The following is an 18,566-nucleotide window of genomic DNA, read 5'->3' on the forward strand; positions in this document are numbered from 1 at the left end:
ACAGAAAAGTAAACGATAAACTCATTCTAACATGGATCGAAAAAATTATAGAAAGCAAATTACCATAGGAGTGATAATTTCTTTTTCGCTTATCTTCCTTTCAGCCCTATATTTTTTCATATCGCTGCATCATAACTTAAATAACGAGCGAAGTATTGTTCGTGTTGCCGAAAATAGATTCAATATCATTAATGAAATTAAATCAAGTGTAGACGAGGTAAATGACATCAAACTGGATTACCTGAATAAGAAAGACGCTTCACTATTTATTCCTTATAAAATGGAATTAAAAAAAATGGACGAACTGTTGCGATCTTTAAGTCTGAAAGATGATTTCTATCATGTTCAGCCAAACAGCACTGAAAACATCCGCAAAGATATCGTTGCATTTTACGACTTTGAGCAGGATATCGATCACACAAAGGAAACTCAATCCATATCCCATAATATTCACGAACGAAAAGCCTCGATATTAAATCAGATCGATCTCATGTCGAGAGACTTATTGGATCAACGGGCGAGACTCTTAGAAAAATCAAGAAATGAACTGCAACTCGCCCAGTACATTACTTACTTATTTATCGCCATTGGCTTAAGTGGGTTCTTCTATATTCTCGCTAAAATTTCCTCGATCTCTAGATTTCTGAGGTCTACAGTGAAAAGTCAACAAGAATCCAATATCCGCCTCCAACTATTGCAAGACCAGACCAACAGTGATAACTGGATTTTGAATGCGATTAATGGCATCGACGAACAGTTACGCGGTGATTATACAGACAAGAAAATTGCCGAAATAAGCTTACATGCTATTGCTTCCACGACAAAAGCATTAGGTGGGACTATTTATATTTTCGATGATAACTATCAGGAGTATCAGCTTTGCCACAAAATTGGCATTTCGTCCACACAGTATATCAAACGAACGTTTAAAGAAAACGATGGCATTTTGGGTGAAGTTGCAAACAAACATGAAGTCGTTAAAATAAAAGATATTGACCACAAGCATCTTATCTTAGAAACCTCGTTATCCGATCACTTAGACGCTGAGATTTATATTGTTCCCTTCTCTTATGAAAGCCATTGTGTCGGTGTCATGGAAATTTGTTGCCCCACTATCAATGAGAAGGATGAGCAACTGCGATTTAACTTCTTGGATAAAGCAAAAGATAACATTGCCGTTATCATCAAAGTAGCCCAAACTCATGGAAAGCTAGCCGATCTTTATGAGGAACTTCAACAACAAACCGAGGAATTAGAGACGCAACAGGAAGAATTGAGAACAACCAATGAAGAGTTAATCCATAAGACACATTTGTTGGAGGCTTCTGAGGAAGAGCTTCGAGTACAGCAGGAAGAACTTATCCAAACCAATAACGAGCTGGACGAGAAGGCCAAATTGCTCTTTGCCCAAAATGAAGATCTAGAAAAAGCCCGCCAGGCCATAGCCCAAAAAATAGAGGAAGTAGAGCTGTCCAGCAAATATAAATCTGAATTTATGGCCAATATGAGCCATGAACTGCGGACTCCACTTAATAGTATTCTCATTCTTGCCAAATTACTTCAGGATAACAAAAAGAAAAACCTCAGTGAGGATCAAATAAAATATGCTTCTGTCATTCATAGTGCCGGCTCAGATCTCCTTCATTTAATTAACGAATTGTTGGATCTGGCAAAAATTGAATCCGGTAAAGTTGAAGTCCAAAAAGAACGTATCAACACAAACTACCTTGTCAATTATATTAAAGATTTTTTCAATGATACCGCAGCGTCGAAAAATATTGACTTCCGACTCGATGTCAATGTAAATGCACCGCAGGAATTCATCGGTGATGAACATCGTATACAACAAGTCCTCAAGAATTTATTATCCAATGCGTTCAAGTTTACAGGTGAAAAGGGCGAAGTCTCTTTAGCGATAGAAGCTGAAGCTGAAAATCTTCTTTTTACGGTTAAAGATAGCGGTATTGGCATTGCTCCTGAAAAACAAGAGCTAATCTTCGATGCTTTTAAACAAGAAGATGGCTCAACGAGTCGTAAATATGGTGGCACTGGTTTAGGCTTATCGATATGCCGCGAAATTGCTAGCTTATTAAAAGGGAAAATAACCTTATCCAGTAAGGTTGGTGAAGGTAGTATTTTCACCTTCAGTATCCCGCTAGAACAGGAGATTCAAATTTCAGTCCCGAAAGTAACATCGATCGAAAAAGAAAATAATCCACTAACGCAAATTCCGAAGGAAAATCCTATAGTCGAAAAAACGAAGTCGATCGACAACGATGGAAAACACAATAAACTTCTGATTATTGAGGATGATTTTATTTTTGCAGATATTCTAAAAGACTACGCCGAACAAAATGGCTACGATGTATACATCAGCTATGATGGGCAAGATGGGTTACAAAAAGCACAAAATTTACGACCTGCCGCAATTATCTTAGATATTATGTTGCCTAAAATGGATGGTTGGGAAGTTCTTCGTAACCTCAAAAAAATTGACAGCACCAAGGAGATTCCCGTACACATGATGTCGGCAGGAACATTTTTACATGATGAACCTATTTCTGCCGGAGCCATCGGGTTTATGGCTAAACCTGTGTCAGAAGAATCTTTGGCTGAAACATTCTTAAAAATAAAAGCATCGACTAGTCATCCACTGAAAAAAATTCTGCTGGTGGAAGATCAGGAAATCCAAAGCGATTTTATCAAACAATCTTTGGAAGAACAGCACATTCAGATATTTCAGGCCTTCAATGCGAGACAGGCGCTCGATTTATTAGATCAAGAGAAATTGTTTGACTGCATCATTATGGACCTAAACCTTCCTGACAAATCGGGCATTGAACTCCTGAATGAAATCAAATCGAACGATCAATTTAGGGATTTACCTATTATCGTCAATACAGCAATGGAACTCACGACAGAGCAGACTTCCGAAATTTTGCATCACAGCCAAGCGATGGTCCTTAAGTCAGCGAAATCAAATAATCGCCTGATCGATGAAGTTAATTTATTCTTAAATAAAATCCGCAGCAATAAGCGCGAATACAATATGTTCAATCACGCCGGAGCTTCTGTCATTGCTGAAAACAATTTAGCTTCCAAAACAGTACTACTAGCAGATGACGATATGCGAAATATATTTGCCCTTAGCACGGCGTTTGAAAGCTATGATATGAACATTGAAATTGCCAACAATGGTCAGGAAGCATTAGATATTCTTGAACGAAATGAACAGATTGACCTTGTCTTAATGGATATCATGATGCCCGTGATGGATGGTTATGAAGCTATTGAAAAAATAAGGGCAAACAAGAAATTTGCAAACCTTCCAATTATTGCTGTGACAGCGAAAGCCATGAAAGGTGATCGGGAAAAAACAATTGCTGTTGGTGCAAACGATTATATTAGTAAACCGGTTGATGTTGACAAATTAATATCCCTAATGCGCGTATGGCTGAGTTAACTGATAAAATAGTAGCAATGATCAATTTTGAAGAGTTAGAAGAAGTTATTGATATAGTCAAAAATCTCCACGGATATGATGTGTCCGGCTATACAAGAGCTTCTTTAAAAAGACGTGTGACTAGAATAATGGAACTTAACAAGCTCAATCTACAGGAGCTAAAGTCCAATTTGATCAATCAGCCCGGATTCAGCATCTATTTCCTACAGGAAATAACAGTCAATGTGACTGAAATGTTTAGGGATCCCGATTTTTATAAAGCTGTAAAAACGGATGTATTTCCCTATCTCGCAACTTATCCACATATCAAACTCTGGAGTGCAGGTTGTTCGACTGGCGAAGAAGTCTATTCGCTAGCCATCTTATTAGAAGAAGCAAATCTTTACCAACGGGCGTTTATCTATGGTACCGACATTAACGGCAAAGTGTTAGAAAAGGCAAAACGCGGTATCTATTCTCTTGCAAAAGTTAAAGAGTACTCGGAAAATTTTATTAAAACAGAGCCAAAAAACTCATTGTCGGATTATTATACAGCGATGTACAACGCCGCTACCATTAATAATAGTCTGAAAAAAAATGTCCTTTTCTCTATGCATAGCTTGGTGTCCGATGGCGTTTTTAATGAATTTCAACTGATTACCTGCCGTAATGTATTGATCTATTTTGATACTGAACTGCAAAATAAAGTCCTGGATTTATTCTATCATTCACTATGCCATCTGGGCTTCTTATGTTTGGGAGCGAAAGAATCTTTAATCAACTATAAAGACGCTGCTAAATTTAAGATCGTAAACAAAAAACAGAATATTTACCAAAAAATTGGGTAGTAGGTGATGGAAAGAAAAATTCTTTTGTTAGCGGGGTCTGCCGGTGGGTTTAGCGTCATTCTAAATATATTAAAGTCATTGGAACGACCAATCCGCATACCCGTTATTGTCATTGTACACAGAAACCCTAAATATGCTTCTAGTATTGAGGACACGCTTTCCAAAGCGCTTGTTCAAAAAATAAAAACTGCAGATGATAAGGAAGCGATAGAAGATGGGACTATTTATTTTGCCCCTGCTGGCTATCACCTTTTAGTTGAACCAGATTATAGCTTTTCTTTGGATATCTCGGAACCTGTTCAATACTCAAGACCATCAATTGATGTGACTTTCGAATCCGTGGCCGAAATATATAAAGAAAATTGTACAGCTATCCTATTCTCTGGAGCGAATCAGGATGGTGCACAGGGATTATTAATGATAAAACGATACGGCGGGACGACTTTTGTACAAGACCCTGCCACGGCTGAAGTTCCCATCATGCCCGAAGCAGCTATTCAACTCGATGCACAGGAAGGCATTTTGAGCATTCAAGAAATAAAAGATTACATCAAGCAATTGACTTAAAATTGTATTTAGATTTGCTATAATGAAGAAGATAAATATATTGATTGTCGATGATAAAATTGAAAATATTATCAGTCTTACAGCACTGCTGGAGGATATCGAAAATATAAATATAGTGACGAGCACAGATCCTAACGATGCTTTAAAAATCTGCTGGAAAGAGGATATTGATTTGGCGCTCGTTGACGTGCAGATGCCAGAAATCAATGGTTTTGAATTTGTTTCCTTCCTAAAGAAGAATCCGAAAACAAACCATATCATCCCCATTATGGTAACAGCGATTTCAAAAGAAGACAAATACCTCATTCAAGGACTTAATAGCGGGGCTGTGGATTATCTATATAAACCGCTTAACCCTGAAGCAACCATCGCGAAAGTAAAATCTTTTGTTCAGCAATTACTGATACAGCAGGAAATTAAAGAGAAAAACATTGCCTTAGAAGAGTCCAAGCAGGCTATTCTCAAAGCGAAAGAAGAGGCCGATCTTGCTCGAAAATCCAAGGAAACCTTTTTAGCCAATATGAGCCATGAGATCCGTACGCCAATTAATGGTATTATGGGCATTACACAGATGCTAAAAAATTCTCAACTGACGCTAGAACAAGAAAACTGGATTAACAAGCTGGATTCTGCCTCCCAAAATCTGCTCACTATTATCAACGATATATTGGACCTATCGAAAGTCGACTCAGGTATGATGAAACTTAACATGGAGTCAACATCAGTGCACGATATTACCGATGATCTAAACAACCTCTTTATTGATAAAGCCATCTACAAAGGGCTGAATTTTTCCATTGATGTGGACGATCGGATCACAAGTTATTTTCTGACAGATCCACTACGGTTGAAACAAATATTGACCAACTTTATCTCCAATAGTTTCAAATTCACCTCGGAAGGTTCTGTTGTATTAAAAATTCAGCTCCTAACAGAAGATAACCATAGCATCTGTTTACGATTTCAGGTGATAGACACAGGAATCGGCATCGTAGAAGATGCCCTGGAAAAAATATTTATTGCGTTTGAACAAGGAGAAGATAGTATAACCAAAAAATTTGGCGGTACTGGATTGGGCCTCGCAATTGTAAAACGTATTGCTGCGCTGCTCAACGGTCGGGTTTTTGCATCGAGTGAATATGGTAAGGGAAGTATATTTTCCTTTGAATGTACTTTCGACAAAATCAAAGATAAACCCGTGGAAAAAGAAACGCAGATACTCTATACGGAATTGCCCAAGTTCAACTTCCCGATGGTTCTCATTGCTGAGGACAATGAATTAAACAGCTTTATGCTCGCGAATATCCTCAAAAGCTGGAATTGCGAAATCACTTTGGCAACCAATGGCCTCATTGCGTTAGAAGAAATCAATAAGAAAAAAATTGATCTGGTGTTTATGGACGCCCATATGCCACTCATGAGTGGTTTTGAAGCAATCAAGGAAATACGTCGAAACACGAATCCGATAATCGCAAACATGCCGATTATTTCCATTTCAGCCTCTGTGCTTCAAGCCGAACAACAGGAAGCGCTCGATGCTGGAGCCAATGAAGTTGTCGGAAAGCCATTCGATCCTATCAAATTATATAAAACAATTGATACTTTATTGTCAAAATTGAAATGATAGTTTCAATTTATCAATGAAATCATTAATTTTAGAACATAAACAATATGTTTTGATGTTATTTCTCATGAACGCACATCCAGAAAGGAATCAAGTTCGTCATAACTTCATCACTAAACCGCTAGAGGCTGCGGAAATGCCTACAATAAATAAAAGATAAACAAACAATCATTCAAATGAAAAAACTTTTTATGATACCAGCAGTTGCAGTTGCTTTATCAATTGCATCTTGTGGTGGAAACAGTGACAAGTCTGAAAAATCAACTGGTACAGAAGCGACAACTTCAACCGAAAGCCAAGCAACAGAAACAGTGCCTGGTATTGAAAACGTAGCTATTTCCAACAGCTTATCTTTAGAAGGTAACGATCAAATGAAATATAATAAGGATCTTTTCCGGGTAAAAGCGGGTGAGCCAGTAGAATTATCTTTCAAAAATGCAGGTACTATGCCGAAAGAGTCCATGGGACATAACGTCGTTATCCTAAAACCAGGTGTTGACCTTCCAACTTTCGGTGCTGAGGCTGCTGCAGCTGCTGCAGACGAATATATTCCAAAATCAGCTTTATCTTCAATTGTTTCGCACACCAAATTATTGGGACCTGGAGAAACTGATAAAATCACTTTTACACTTGAAAAAGGAGTTTATACGTTTATTTGTAGCTTTCCTGGTCACTATGGTGTCATGCAAGGAAAAATTGTTGCAGAATAACTAATAAGTAAAAAAGGATATTCAAAATATGAATATCCTTTTTACGATTTTATATCCCCACTAGCACCGATTCATTGTTCCCCGAGGTGCATAATTTCCCTTCTTTTATCAAAAAAATGTAAAGTAAGGATCTTTGGTCACAAATCGTAAGTTTTGATTTCCTATCCCATTAATAATCATTAAATTTGTGGTACAAAAAAATAAAACGTAATCAATGCAATACGACGTAATTGTAATCGGAAGTGGTCCAGGCGGATATGTAGGAGCTATCCGTTGTGCCCAATTAGGATTAAAAACAGCTGTTATTGAAAAATATAGCACATTTGGTGGTACTTGTCTTAACGTTGGATGTATTCCTTCAAAAGCGCTTTTAGATTCTTCGGAGCATTACCACAATGCTGCGCACAATTTTGATGCATTTGGCATCAGCTTGAAAGATCTGAAAGTAGACATGGCAAAGATGATTGCTCGTAAAGACGATGTCATTGCCCAAAATACTGCTGGTATTACCTTCTTATTTAAGAAGAATAAAATTGACAGTTTTCAGGGTGTGGGTTCATTTGTGGACAAAAACACCATCAAAATAACGAAAGCAGATGGTTCTACAGAGCAGATCACTGGTAAAAATGTAATTATCGCAACGGGATCGAAACCGACTTATTTGCCTTTCCTACCTGTAGATAAAAAAAGAATCATTACCTCAACCGAAGCACTTAACCTAAAAGAGATTCCAAAACACCTTATTGTCATTGGTGGTGGTGTTATAGGTTTGGAACTAGGTTCAGTTTATGCTCGTTTGGGTTCAAAAGTTTCTGTTGTTGAATTTGCAAAATCTATCATCGGTACAATGGATGGTGGCTTAGGAAAAGAACTACAACGTGTTTTGAAAAAATCATTGGGCATGGAGTTCTATTTAGGTCATAAAGTGACTGGAGCTTCCGCGAAAGGTAAAGTTGTAAAAGTAACCGCTGAAGATCCAAAAGGACAAGAACTCACTTTAGAAGGCGACTATTGTATCGTAGCCGTTGGTCGTACCGCTTATTCTGAAGGCTTAGAATTAGAAAATATCGGCATCACAGTAGAAGAAAGAGGTAAGAAAATCCCAGTTAATGCCCATCTGGAAACAGCTGTACAAGGCGTATTTGCAATTGGTGATGTGATCACTGGAGCAATGTTGGCACACAAAGCTGAGGACGAAGGTGTATATGTTGCTGAATATATCGCAGGTCAAAAACCACATATTGATTATAATTTGATTCCAGGTGTTGTTTATACTTGGCCTGAAGTTGCTTCTGTTGGAAAGACTGAAGAGCAACTTAAAGAGGCAGGTGTGAAATACAAAGCTGGATCATTCTCTTTCAAAGCTTCTGGTCGTGCAAAAGCATCTGGTGACACGGATGGTTTTGTAAAAGTACTGGCAGACGCGACAACTGACGAAGTATTAGGTGTACATATGATTGGTCCTCGTGCAGCAGATATGATTGGTGAGGCAACCGTAGCTATGGAATACCGTGCATCTGCAGAAGATATCGCACGTATTTGCCATGCACACCCAACCTATACTGAAGCAATCAAAGAGGCGGCGCTAGCAGCTACAGCAAACAGAGCAATACACGCTTAGGCGATAAATATCGAATACTCAAGGGGAAAAGTTTCCTTTTCCCCTTTGTCATAAATACCTATACACGATGAATTTTTATACAAGAAAATGGGTCAAACCCGAAGACCTAAATCCCAATGGAACATTATTTGGTGGAACACTACTGCGATGGATTGATGAAGAAGCAGTCATCTATGCTATCGTTCAATTAGGAAATCCCAAAGTGGTTACGAAATTTATTTCAGAAATAAACTTTGTAAGCTCAGCCAAGCAAGGCGATATTCTCGAACTGGGTATTGAAGCGATCAATTTTGGAACAACATCGTTAACGATGCGCTGCGAGGTACGTAATAAAATATCCAGGAAAACAATTCTATCGATCGATAAATTGGTCTTTGTCAACCTGGATGAAGATGGCAATCCAGCTCCTCATGGAAAAGATAGCATTACCTATGCGTATATGGGGATTGAGAAGACAGGTAGAGATGATTAAACATCTCTCTCCTGTTCTTATTAATTGATATCTCCCGCAAAGGAGAGGGACACAAGTATTCGTCTATTGAATACAGGCGATTCCTCTGGTCTATTCGCAATCCAATTCCTTCTCTTACCTCTTCCTGAACCTTTATAAAAATCATGCATTTGAATTTTTATACAAACACTATGACTTCTGTCTTTTTCCTTCGATTTCTTTTTTAAGGTCCAATTCCACCCAAAAGCCAAAAATAGGGATCAAGGATGCTAAGAAATATTTCACGGCCTTTAATATAGGCCACTTGTATTCTACTGTTGACATGATCAGCATAACGACGAAGATAACGACAAAGAAGCCATGAATGGAACCGGCTATTTTGACTGCTTCGGGGATTCCCGCGAAATATTTCAACGGCATGGCAATAAAAAACAAGCAAATGGTGGAGATTGCTTCCCACAGGGCGATCTGTCTGAATATTCTTAACATAATGATAAACTGTGTATTGTGAACTTCAAAAATAAGACTCTAAAAACGCTTTAACTATTATTTTTCCCCCTTTGACCAGGATGTGACATTCAGCTAGAAACAGCGACAGCGTTTTATCAGAAACCGCCAATTTTACAATAAATAGTTCATATTCATCAGAAAAAATGCGTACTTTTGAATGAATATATGCTTCACAGATTTTGTCATTTGAAGCTATAACACTCAACTACAGAATATTTATTTATATGAATTACGACATCATTGTAATCGGTAGTGGTCCAGGCGGGTATGTTGCTGCCATTAGAGCCGCTCAGTTAGGGTTCAAAACAGCGATTATTGAACGCGAATCATTAGGCGGAATCTGTCTAAACTGGGGCTGTATCCCTACAAAAGCATTATTGAAAAGTGCTCAGGTATTTGAATATTTAAACCATGCCGCTGATTACGGCATCAATGTTCAAGGTGGTGAGGCTGATTTTGACGCTATTGTCAAAAGAAGTCGCGGGGTTGCTGAAGGAATGAGTAAAGGTATTCAGTTCTTGATGAAAAAGAATAAAATCGACGTCATCAATGGAACTGCAAAAATTAAAAAAGGTGGTAAAATCGATGTGAAAGGTGCAGACGGTTCTACTAAAGAATATTCGGCAACACATACCATCCTAGCGACTGGTGCACGTTCACGTGAATTGCCTAATTTACCTCAAGATGGTAAAAAAATCATCGGCTACCGTCAGGCAATGACGCTTCCTAAACAACCAAAATCTTTAGTTGTTGTTGGCTCAGGTGCTATCGGTGTTGAGTTCGCTTATTTCTATAATGCAATCGGAACAAAAGTAACTATCGTAGAGTTTATGGATAGAATCGTTCCTGTTGAAGATGAAGAAATTTCAAAACAATTAGAGAAAAGCTTAAAGAAACAAGGTATTACCATCTTAACGAAATCTGAAGTTCAATCCGTTGACACAACAGGTGAGTTGAGCAAAGTTTCTATCAAAGCAGAAAAAGGTACTGAAGTTATCGAAGCAGAGATTGTATTATCGGCTGTTGGTATCGCTCCAAATATCGAAAATATCGGCTTGGAAGAGGTTGGTGTAAAAACGGATCGCGGCCGTGTTGTTGTAGATGATTTCTACAAAACAAACATCGAAGGTGTATATGCGATCGGTGACATTGTTAAAGGCCAAGCCTTGGCTCACGTTGCCTCAGCAGAAGGAATCACTTGTGTGGAAAAAATCAAAGGTCTACATGTTGAACCTATTGACTACAATAATATCCCCGGCTGTACATATTGCTCCCCAGAAATTGCTTCTGTAGGTTATACCGAAAAAGCGGCGAAAGAAGCTGGCTATGAAATTAAAGTTGGTAAATTCCCATTCTCAGCTTCAGGAAAAGCGTCAGCTGCTGGTGCGAAAGATGGCTTTGTTAAAGTTATCTTTGATGCTAAATATGGTGAGTTCCTAGGCGCACACCTTATCGGAGCCAATGTTACAGAAATGATTGCGGAAGTTGTTGTGGCCCGCAAACTGGAAACAACAGGTCATGAAATGATTAAAACGATCCATCCTCACCCAACAATGAGTGAAGCGATTATGGAAGCTTGTGCTGATGCTTACGGTGAAGTGATCCACTTGTAGTATTAAAACAAAAAAACTAAAAAGGGGAAAATCTAACGATTTTCCCCTTTTTAGTTTTATGATCGAATGGTTAATAGCGATTACATAACCAATCGCGACTTAAAGACGATCTGTTGATCGACAATTTCGGTGTTGTCAATGCGTTCAAATAAAATTTCAGCCGCTTTACGCGCTTGCATTCCCGGAAATTGCTCTATGCGTCCCATTGGCGGATTTTCCATATATTGCCATAACGGATAGTTGGCATAACTAATAAAGAAAATATCTTGATTTAAGACAAGCCCCTTTTGTCTGGCCGCTTTCATCAAATCAAGTGTAACAAAGTCATTAAAAGATATAATTGCAGAAGGTCGCTCAGACATCGCAAATATACTATCCATAGCCTTTTCATTTCCTTCCGTACTCAGGTCTGTTTCGATGATATTCTTTTCTAGAATATCCATACCATTCCTTTTCATGGCGGATAGATAAGCTACTTTTCGATCTTCACTAGCCGGCAAGGTTTTGGGCCCATTTACAAGTGCAATAACTTTATGTCCACGCGCTACGAAAGCATCCACAGCTTCGTTCATACCCGTAGAAAGATCGCTTTGTACTTTATTGATATTGGGTAAACTAGGCACACAGTCAAAGAAGACAATCGGTATACCAGACGCTTCCAATTTCTCAATGAATTCTAAATTGGTCGTCTTTTTGCCTATAGACATCAAAATCCCATCGACACGATGGTTTTTAAACGTTTTTAAGATCTGCTCTTCACGCTCGGGGTCATCCAGTGATTGCCCCATCAGCACAGTATATCGGTGTTCTGATGCAACATTTTCAATTTCACTAATGGCGAAAGAAAAAAACGGTTCAGACAAACTCGGTAAGATAACAGCAATCGTAAATGTTTTACGCTGCTTGAAGAATATAGCCGTTTGATTGGGTTCATAATTCAATTCTTCGGCCATTTTTTTTACGCGCATTGTTGTTACCAATCCAATACTAGGATGATCATTCAATGCTCTAGAGACCGTCGAAGGACTGATTTTCAGCTTCTTGGCAATTTCTTTAATCGTGGCAGGCTTGTTCACTTTATTCATAAATCCAAGGGCTTTATATAAAAATAGGGCTTTTATATCCCTAATCATAATTTTTTCTCAACAATATCGACAACGACTTTAATAACAATTATTGTTGGTAGATTCAACAAAGATACTGACTGTAAAGTTAGTCTACAAATTGAATTGCGGTTGTGTCCACCGTAAACTCATTGGCGAGGAACTCCAATGGATCAATTCCCCTAAAAACAAGTTCATCCTTAAAGTAAACTTTTACAGCATCCCCATATTCACCCCAATCCACAAATTTGACTTTATTGAGTTGTTCTAGCGGATTTCCTTTCGTCAAAATACAAACATGTTTATCTGCGGCTTTTAACTGCCTAAACAGCGTATTAATATGATCAAACAAATGTAACCGTAGCGGCAAAATTGCATTGACATGAAGCCGCTCAAAATTCTCCTTATATTTTTGATCAAATCCAAAAGTTTGCTGCGCATGTTCGAACAATAAATTCTCACCTTGATGCTCGAGGTGATTTTTCATAAATTGAACCAAATCTGCTTGAGCCGGAACAGTCTCTGTAAATTCTATAAAATTAGCAAAAAGATAATATACTTGAAGTAAGTAATCCTTTTTAGGAAAAACAACATCATCTAATTCAAAAACATATACCTTTTTTTCTTCTGGGAACATCATATATGTAAAAGCTTAAAATTTAAGGGCTGTGTCAACAGGGTTAAAACCTTAATGACACTAACCACAAAAATAAGATTCTATTTGGATACACAGATTAATGCTAAATCCTCCCCGGAATCCGAAGCAACAAACAATCCATCCAGTGATCTTTCGAAAGTCGCTGAGTCCAATAAATCGTTGCCCTTTGACAGAAGTCTATAAGGCAAATCAGCTGGCGGATTTTCCATAACAGGAATAGTTTCAAGCAGATCCTTATCGGGGACAAGAACTGAAATCTGATATTCCTCAAATAAAACTTTAGCTGCAGCCAATGGTTCCAGTTCAAAACCACCTAAAGGGAGCACATAATCAATCTGTTGGTCTAAACTTAATTTGAGTACCTCGTGTGCAAAAGTGGGAAGAAGGCCTTTCGGAATTTTGGCATATTTCCCCGATGCTAAAAGCAATTCGGGAATATCTTCTGAACTTGCATATACTATTTCGAAATCAGCACCAAGTCTTTTCGCGATACGCATCGCCAAACGTCTGGTTCCGAAAGTTATGAGTATTTTCTTCATTAAAAATATAATTATAATCCGGATTACTGTTACACGACTAACCCATCGCGCATATGAATCGTTCGATCCGAAATTCGGGCAAGCTCCTCATTATGGGTAACGATAATAAATGTCTGCTGAAATTTATGTCTAAGATCAAAAAACAATTGATGTAAAGCGGCAGCATTTTCCGAATCGAGATTACCTGAAGGTTCATCTGCCAAAATAATGGAAGGATCATTGATCAGAGCACGAGCCACAGAAACACGTTGTTGTTCCCCGCCAGACATTTCAGCAGGCTTGTGGTCTATGCGATGAGAAACCCCCAATAGCTCAAGCAATTCTCTTGCTTTAGCTTCCGCCTCGGACCTCCCCTTTCCTTGAATATAAGCTGGAATACATACGTTTTCCAAGGCAGTAAATTCAGGTAGCAAATGGTGAAATTGAAAAACAAAACCAATATGTTCATTTCGGAAAGCACTGAGCTTTTTAGCATTTAATTTTTGAACATCAACACCATTGATGGAAACCGTTCCCTGATCAGGCTTATCCAAGGTACCAATGATGTGCAACAGTGTACTTTTACCAGCTCCTGAAGCACCAACAATACTGACGATTTCCCCTTTTTCAACAGCGATATCAACACCTTTCAAAATTGGTAATGACCCGTAAGCTTTGTGAATTCCTTTGGCATGTAACATCATAGGACAAAGATAAATAAATTTACGATACCACGAGTTTGAATAAATAAGCTGTTATTTCTCTATTCCAGCCATTTTATTTTGTCTAAATGTCAAAAAATAGATAAAAGAGCAACTTATCCCTTGTCTTATCCCCCAAAAAATTATATTTTTACGCCAAATATTTTTGCAAATGAACATTCACGAATATCAAGGAAAGCAAATACTAAAGAGCTTTGGTGTGCGCGTACAGGAAGGTATCGTAGCAGATACTCCAGAGCAAGCTGTGGAAGCGGCCAAAAAAATGAAAGAAGACTACAACTCTGATTGGGTTGTTGTTAAAGCTCAAATTCACGCTGGTGGCCGTGGTAAAGGTGGTGGTGTCAAGTTAGCTAAGAACTTAGATGAAGTCAAACAAAGAGCAACTGACATCATTGGCATGCAATTAGTAACGCCTCAAACTGGACCTGAAGGTAAAAAAGTAAACAAAGTTTTGGTAGCTCAAGACGTTTATTATCCTGGCGAGAGCGAAACAAAAGAATTCTACATGTCTGTATTATTAGACCGTGCTAAGGGACGTAACATCGTTATGTACTCTACAGAAGGTGGTATGGATATCGAAGAAGTTGCAGAAAAAACACCACACTTGATTTTCAAAGAAGAAATCGATCCAAAAGTAGGCTTACAAGGATTCCAAGCACGTAAAATTGCTTTCAATCTTGGTCTTTCTGGTGCTGCGCACAAAGAAATGGTGAAATTTGTTGCCGCTCTTTACAAAGCATATGATTCCACAGACTCTTCTATGTTTGAGATCAATCCGGTATTAAAAACTTCAGACAACAAGATCTTAGCAGTTGATGCGAAAGTAAATCTTGATGAGAATGCTTTGTACCGTCACCCAGATTACGCTGCTATGCGTGACGTAACTGAGGAAGATCCAACGGAAGTTGAAGCTGGTGAATCAAACCTAAACTACGTTAAATTAGATGGTAACGTAGGTTGTATGGTAAATGGTGCTGGTTTAGCAATGGCTACAATGGATATCATCAAATTAGCTGGTGGTGAACCTGCAAATTTCTTGGACGTAGGTGGTACTGCAAATGCTGAAACTGTAAAAGCTGGTTTCAATATCATTTTAAAGGACCCTAACGTAAAAGCGATCTTAATTAATATCTTCGGTGGTATTGTTCGTTGTGACCGTGTTGCTCAAGGTGTAATTGATGCTTACAGCGAAATCGGTAACATCCCTGTTCCAATCATCGTTCGCCTTCAAGGTACGAATGCTGAAGAGGCTAAAAAATTAATTGATGAGTCCGGTTTACAAGTTTATTCCGCAATCTTATTGAAAGAAGCTGCTGAATTGGTAACAAAAGTATTAAAAGGTTAGTTCCTTTAATCATCATAACAAAAAGCGCGGATTATAACTAATCCGCGCTTTTTTGTTTCTATCGGCTATTTCTGTACGCCACAACGAAAAAAAAGCACTTCCTACCGATCCGATATTTCATAGCAAAGTGAGCTATGTGTCGTTTCCCCTGCTTTGCGTTTTCACCCATCTTTATTTCAAAAAATATTTTTCCTTTGCACATTAACGAACCATCTTCAAGTGAATTAAATCAACATTTATAACCAATAAACCAACAGAATAGCTTACTTTTGTATTGCTTTTCTAACAAAGCATCTTTTACAAGTCAATCTCCAAAAATTAAGATGGAACACACAAGAATAAAGGAACTATTGAATGCCACAGAATTTGGCAAAGAGGTCGTTGTTAAAGGTTGGGTAAGAACTTTCCGTAACAATCAGTTTATAGCAATCAATGACGGTTCGTCAATCAATAATATTCAAGCAGTAGTCGATTTTGAAAATACACCTGAAGATATCTTAAAACGGATCACCACTGGAGCAGCAGTTCGCGTAAAAGGTCAATTGGTAGAATCACTGGGTAAAGGGCAAAAAGTTGAGGTTAAAGCGACAGAAGTTAGTATTATTGGCGACTCTGATCCCGAAAAATATCCATTACAGCCCAAAAAGCATAGCTTAGAATTTTTACGTGAAATTGCGCATTTGCGTTTCCGTACCGGAACATTCAATGCGGTTTTCAAAGTGCGTAATGCTTTAGCATTTGCAGTACACAAGTTTTTTCAGGAAAATGACTTTGTCTACATGCATACACCAATCATCACAGGTTCGGATGCGGAAGGTGCTGGAGAAATGTTCCAGGTTACAACCTTGGATTTAAAAAACCCGCCACGTAAAGAAAATGGAGATATCGATTTCAAAGAAGACTTCTTTGGGAAATCGACGAACCTTACTGTATCAGGCCAATTAGAAGGGGAGCTTGGCGCTATGGCCTTTGGAAACATCTATACGTTCGGCCCTACATTTAGAGCGGAAAACTCAAATACAACACGTCACTTAGCCGAATTTTGGATGATCGAACCAGAAATGGCTTTCTATGAATTGGAAGACAATATGGATCTGGCCGAAGCTTTGCTGAAATATGTCATCAAATACGCTTTGGAAACTTGTCCAGAAGAAATTGAGTTCTTAACAAATCGCTTATTGGAAGAAGAGAAATCGAAACCAGCTGCGGAACGGTCAGAATTAAACCTGGTAGAGAAATTGAACTTTGTTTTAACAAACGATTTTGAACGCGTAACCTATACAGATGCCGTTGAAATATTAAAGCGTAGCAAACCAAACCAGAAGAAACAATTCAAATATTTAATTGATGACTGGGGAGCTGATTTACAATCGGAACACGAACGTTATTTGGTGGAAAAACACTTCAAAAAACCTGTTATCTTAACAGACTATCCACGCGAAATCAAGTCCTTTTATATGAAGCAAAATGAGCCGGATGCACAAGGAAGAAACACAGTCCGTGCCATGGACATTCTTTTTCCAGGTATTGGTGAAATGGTCGGTGGTTCGCAACGTGAAGAAAATCTTGATCGCTTACTCGATCGCATGGCTGAAGTTGGTATTCCTGCAGAAGAAATGGAGTGGTTCTTGGATACACGACGCTTTGGTTCAGTCCCACATTCAGGATTTGGTGTAGGCTTTGAGCGCTTGGTATTATTCACAACCGGAATGACAAATATCCGCGATGTAATACCATTTCCGCGCACACCGAAAAACGCAGAATTTTAATCTAAAGAACAACAGCCAAAACAAAATATTTTGGCTGTTGTTCTTTTATATATAGTGTATCTGAATGCAGATAATAACCATTGCCCTATTGACATCCTACAATAGGGCCTGAGATTAGACCTAATTCAGGTGCTTAACAAAAATAAAAATGCTCATTAAGATATATAACGATAACCCCAATCCCAGGGCAATAGAACAGGCGGTTGATATTCTTCGCCGTGGTGGTGTAATTATCTACCCTACCGATACCGTATACGGTATTGGCTGTGATATCACGCAACAAAAAGCCATAGAACGCTTATGTGAAATTAGGGGGCTAAAACCAGAAAAGGCGAACCTATCATTTATCTGCTATGATTTAACAGATATTTCGCAGTACACAAAATCCTTCGATACCTCCGTATTCCGTGTATTGAAAAAAGCATTGCCAGGACCCTTTACTTTTATTTTTAACGCAACAACTAAAGTCCCTAAGCTCCTAAGTTCCAAAAAGAAGACCGTGGGTATCCGTGTTCCAGACAATAATATTGTTCGTGAAATTGTCAGACAATTAGGCAACCCTATTGTGACAGCCTCCATTCACGATGAAGATGAAATTATTGAATATTCTACCGATCCAGAATTAATTCACGAAAAATACGAAGATCTAGTTGATGCTGTTATAGATGGCGGTTATGGCGATAATGTCGCATCTACCGTGGTTGATCTTACAGAAGGAACTTTTGAAGTAATTCGTGAAGGAAAAGGTGACTTGGAGCAATTCCTATAAAAACCAACTTTCAATAGAAATTCTATATACTGACCTATTTGCAAAATTTTCCCCAGCGTCATTGTTGGTAATTTGTGCATAAACTACTCCCGTTAACATACTTATTAACAAAAAAAGCTACTTATTAACATAGAGAATGTTAATAAGTAGCTTAATGACCTACGCGCATCAACATAAAATGTGCACAAGTAACCACTTATCAACATGAAATTGTTAATAACACAAAGTATAAGGTTTCCAAAAAATGACAAAATGTGCAAAACTAAGTAGTTATACACATAAAAATGTGCATAAGT

16 protein-coding genes are annotated in these 18,566 nt (G+C 38.2%); 11 read left to right on the forward strand and 5 right to left on the reverse strand.

Going from position 1 to position 18,566, the window contains the following annotated elements; all coding sequences use genetic code 11:
• Window positions 1-31 precede the first annotated feature (31 nt).
• From AACH28_RS11925 to AACH28_RS11955, 7 genes are all read left to right on the forward strand, one after another.
• Window positions 32-3,463, forward strand: coding sequence for a response regulator (locus AACH28_RS11925; RefSeq protein WP_341833032.1), 3,432 nt, complete (start codon window positions 32-34; stop codon window positions 3,461-3,463).
• A complete protein-coding gene (locus AACH28_RS11930; protein WP_341833033.1) occupies window positions 3,451-4,290 on the forward strand; it encodes a protein-glutamate O-methyltransferase CheR in 840 nt (279 codons plus the stop codon). The genes AACH28_RS11925 and AACH28_RS11930 overlap by 13 nt, the downstream gene beginning before the upstream one ends.
• Window positions 4,291-4,296: 6 nt before the next feature.
• Window positions 4,297-4,857 carry a chemotaxis protein CheB gene (locus AACH28_RS11935; protein WP_341833034.1) on the forward strand — a complete coding sequence of 187 codons (561 nt, stop codon included), beginning with the start codon at window positions 4,297-4,299 and terminating at the stop codon, window positions 4,855-4,857.
• 22 nt (window positions 4,858-4,879) lie between these two features.
• Window positions 4,880-6,481 (forward strand): response regulator, encoded by a 1,602-nt coding sequence (locus AACH28_RS11940; RefSeq protein ID WP_341833035.1) that lies wholly within the window; start codon window positions 4,880-4,882, stop codon window positions 6,479-6,481.
• Between the two features lie 176 nt (window positions 6,482-6,657).
• Window positions 6,658-7,191: a plastocyanin/azurin family copper-binding protein gene (locus AACH28_RS11945; RefSeq protein ID WP_070562060.1), complete on the forward strand. Its 534-nt coding sequence runs from the start codon at window positions 6,658-6,660 to the stop codon at window positions 7,189-7,191.
• A 214-nt stretch (window positions 7,192-7,405) separates the two neighbouring features.
• The gene (gene lpdA / locus AACH28_RS11950) at window positions 7,406-8,812 is read left to right on the forward strand and encodes a dihydrolipoyl dehydrogenase (protein ID WP_341833036.1); all 1,407 of its coding nucleotides are present in this window, start codon (window positions 7,406-7,408) and stop codon (window positions 8,810-8,812) included.
• A 67-nt stretch (window positions 8,813-8,879) separates the two neighbouring features.
• Window positions 8,880-9,284, forward strand: coding sequence for an acyl-CoA thioesterase (locus AACH28_RS11955; RefSeq protein ID WP_075991086.1), 405 nt, complete (start codon window positions 8,880-8,882; stop codon window positions 9,282-9,284).
• A 168-nt stretch (window positions 9,285-9,452) separates the two neighbouring features.
• On the opposite strand, the gene AACH28_RS11960 is transcribed toward AACH28_RS11955, so the two are convergent.
• The gene (locus AACH28_RS11960; protein ID WP_046674086.1) at window positions 9,453-9,752 is read right to left on the reverse strand and encodes a DUF3817 domain-containing protein; all 300 of its coding nucleotides are present in this window, start codon (window positions 9,750-9,752) and stop codon (window positions 9,453-9,455) included.
• 245 nt (window positions 9,753-9,997) lie between these two features.
• Between AACH28_RS11960 and lpdA (AACH28_RS11965) the strand changes: the two genes are divergently transcribed.
• Window positions 9,998-11,386, forward strand: coding sequence for a dihydrolipoyl dehydrogenase (gene lpdA / locus AACH28_RS11965; RefSeq protein ID WP_341833037.1), 1,389 nt, complete (start codon window positions 9,998-10,000; stop codon window positions 11,384-11,386).
• An 80-nt stretch (window positions 11,387-11,466) separates the two neighbouring features.
• Here lpdA (AACH28_RS11965) and AACH28_RS11970 read toward each other — a convergent pair whose 3' ends face one another.
• The 4 genes from AACH28_RS11970 to AACH28_RS11985 all read right to left on the reverse strand — a co-directional run bounded on the left by AACH28_RS11970 (window position 11,467) and on the right by AACH28_RS11985 (window position 14,366).
• Complete coding sequence (locus AACH28_RS11970; RefSeq protein WP_120333605.1) at window positions 11,467-12,471, reverse strand: LacI family DNA-binding transcriptional regulator; 1,005 nt, start codon at window positions 12,469-12,471, stop codon at window positions 11,467-11,469.
• A 127-nt stretch (window positions 12,472-12,598) separates the two neighbouring features.
• Window positions 12,599-13,129, reverse strand: coding sequence for an HAD family hydrolase (locus AACH28_RS11975; RefSeq protein WP_145327824.1), 531 nt, complete (start codon window positions 13,127-13,129; stop codon window positions 12,599-12,601).
• Between the two features lie 77 nt (window positions 13,130-13,206).
• A complete protein-coding gene (locus AACH28_RS11980; RefSeq protein ID WP_341833038.1) occupies window positions 13,207-13,686 on the reverse strand; it encodes a hypothetical protein in 480 nt (159 codons plus the stop codon).
• 29 nt (window positions 13,687-13,715) lie between these two features.
• Window positions 13,716-14,366 carry an ABC transporter ATP-binding protein gene (locus AACH28_RS11985; protein WP_341833115.1) on the reverse strand — a complete coding sequence of 217 codons (651 nt, stop codon included), beginning with the start codon at window positions 14,364-14,366 and terminating at the stop codon, window positions 13,716-13,718.
• Window positions 14,367-14,538: 172 nt separating this feature from the next.
• Between AACH28_RS11985 and sucC the strand changes: the two genes are divergently transcribed.
• The 3 genes from sucC (at window position 14,539) to AACH28_RS12000 (ending at window position 18,270) form a co-directional block, all read left to right on the forward strand.
• Window positions 14,539-15,732, forward strand: coding sequence for an ADP-forming succinate--CoA ligase subunit beta (sucC, locus tag AACH28_RS11990; protein ID WP_341833039.1), 1,194 nt, complete (start codon window positions 14,539-14,541; stop codon window positions 15,730-15,732).
• A gap of 323 nt (window positions 15,733-16,055) precedes the next feature.
• A complete protein-coding gene (gene asnS / locus AACH28_RS11995; RefSeq protein WP_070560657.1) occupies window positions 16,056-17,501 on the forward strand; it encodes an asparagine--tRNA ligase in 1,446 nt (481 codons plus the stop codon).
• A 148-nt stretch (window positions 17,502-17,649) separates the two neighbouring features.
• Window positions 17,650-18,270 carry an L-threonylcarbamoyladenylate synthase gene (locus AACH28_RS12000; protein WP_070560659.1) on the forward strand — a complete coding sequence of 207 codons (621 nt, stop codon included), beginning with the start codon at window positions 17,650-17,652 and terminating at the stop codon, window positions 18,268-18,270.
• Window positions 18,271-18,566 lie beyond the last annotated feature (296 nt).

Source organism: Sphingobacterium thalpophilum (assembly GCF_038396785.1).
Lineage (GTDB): Bacteria > Bacteroidota > Bacteroidia > Sphingobacteriales > Sphingobacteriaceae > Sphingobacterium > Sphingobacterium thalpophilum_A.

Excerpts from the sequence above, each read along its gene's own strand:
- AACH28_RS11925 (WP_341833032.1), top strand. The coding sequence starts at position 32 with ATGGATCGAAAAAATTATAGAAAGCAAATTACCATAGGAGTGATAATT.
- AACH28_RS11930 (WP_341833033.1), top strand. The coding sequence starts at position 3,451 with ATGGCTGAGTTAACTGATAAAATAGTAGCAATGATCAATTTTGAAGAG.
- AACH28_RS11935 (WP_341833034.1), top strand. The coding sequence starts at position 4,297 with ATGGAAAGAAAAATTCTTTTGTTAGCGGGGTCTGCCGGTGGGTTTAGC.
- AACH28_RS11940 (WP_341833035.1), top strand. The coding sequence starts at position 4,880 with ATGAAGAAGATAAATATATTGATTGTCGATGATAAAATTGAAAATATT.
- AACH28_RS11945 (WP_070562060.1), top strand. The coding sequence starts at position 6,658 with ATGAAAAAACTTTTTATGATACCAGCAGTTGCAGTTGCTTTATCAATT.
- lpdA (WP_341833036.1), top strand. The coding sequence starts at position 7,406 with ATGCAATACGACGTAATTGTAATCGGAAGTGGTCCAGGCGGATATGTA.
- AACH28_RS11955 (WP_075991086.1), top strand. The coding sequence starts at position 8,880 with ATGAATTTTTATACAAGAAAATGGGTCAAACCCGAAGACCTAAATCCC.
- AACH28_RS11960 (WP_046674086.1), bottom strand. The coding sequence starts at position 9,752 with ATGTTAAGAATATTCAGACAGATCGCCCTGTGGGAAGCAATCTCCACC.
- lpdA (WP_341833037.1), top strand. The coding sequence starts at position 9,998 with ATGAATTACGACATCATTGTAATCGGTAGTGGTCCAGGCGGGTATGTT.
- AACH28_RS11970 (WP_120333605.1), bottom strand. The coding sequence starts at position 12,471 with ATGAATAAAGTGAACAAGCCTGCCACGATTAAAGAAATTGCCAAGAAG.
- AACH28_RS11975 (WP_145327824.1), bottom strand. The coding sequence starts at position 13,129 with ATGATGTTCCCAGAAGAAAAAAAGGTATATGTTTTTGAATTAGATGAT.
- AACH28_RS11980 (WP_341833038.1), bottom strand. The coding sequence starts at position 13,686 with ATGAAGAAAATACTCATAACTTTCGGAACCAGACGTTTGGCGATGCGT.
- AACH28_RS11985 (WP_341833115.1), bottom strand. The coding sequence starts at position 14,366 with ATGTTACATGCCAAAGGAATTCACAAAGCTTACGGGTCATTACCAATT.
- sucC (WP_341833039.1), top strand. The coding sequence starts at position 14,539 with ATGAACATTCACGAATATCAAGGAAAGCAAATACTAAAGAGCTTTGGT.
- asnS (WP_070560657.1), top strand. The coding sequence starts at position 16,056 with ATGGAACACACAAGAATAAAGGAACTATTGAATGCCACAGAATTTGGC.
- AACH28_RS12000 (WP_070560659.1), top strand. The coding sequence starts at position 17,650 with ATGCTCATTAAGATATATAACGATAACCCCAATCCCAGGGCAATAGAA.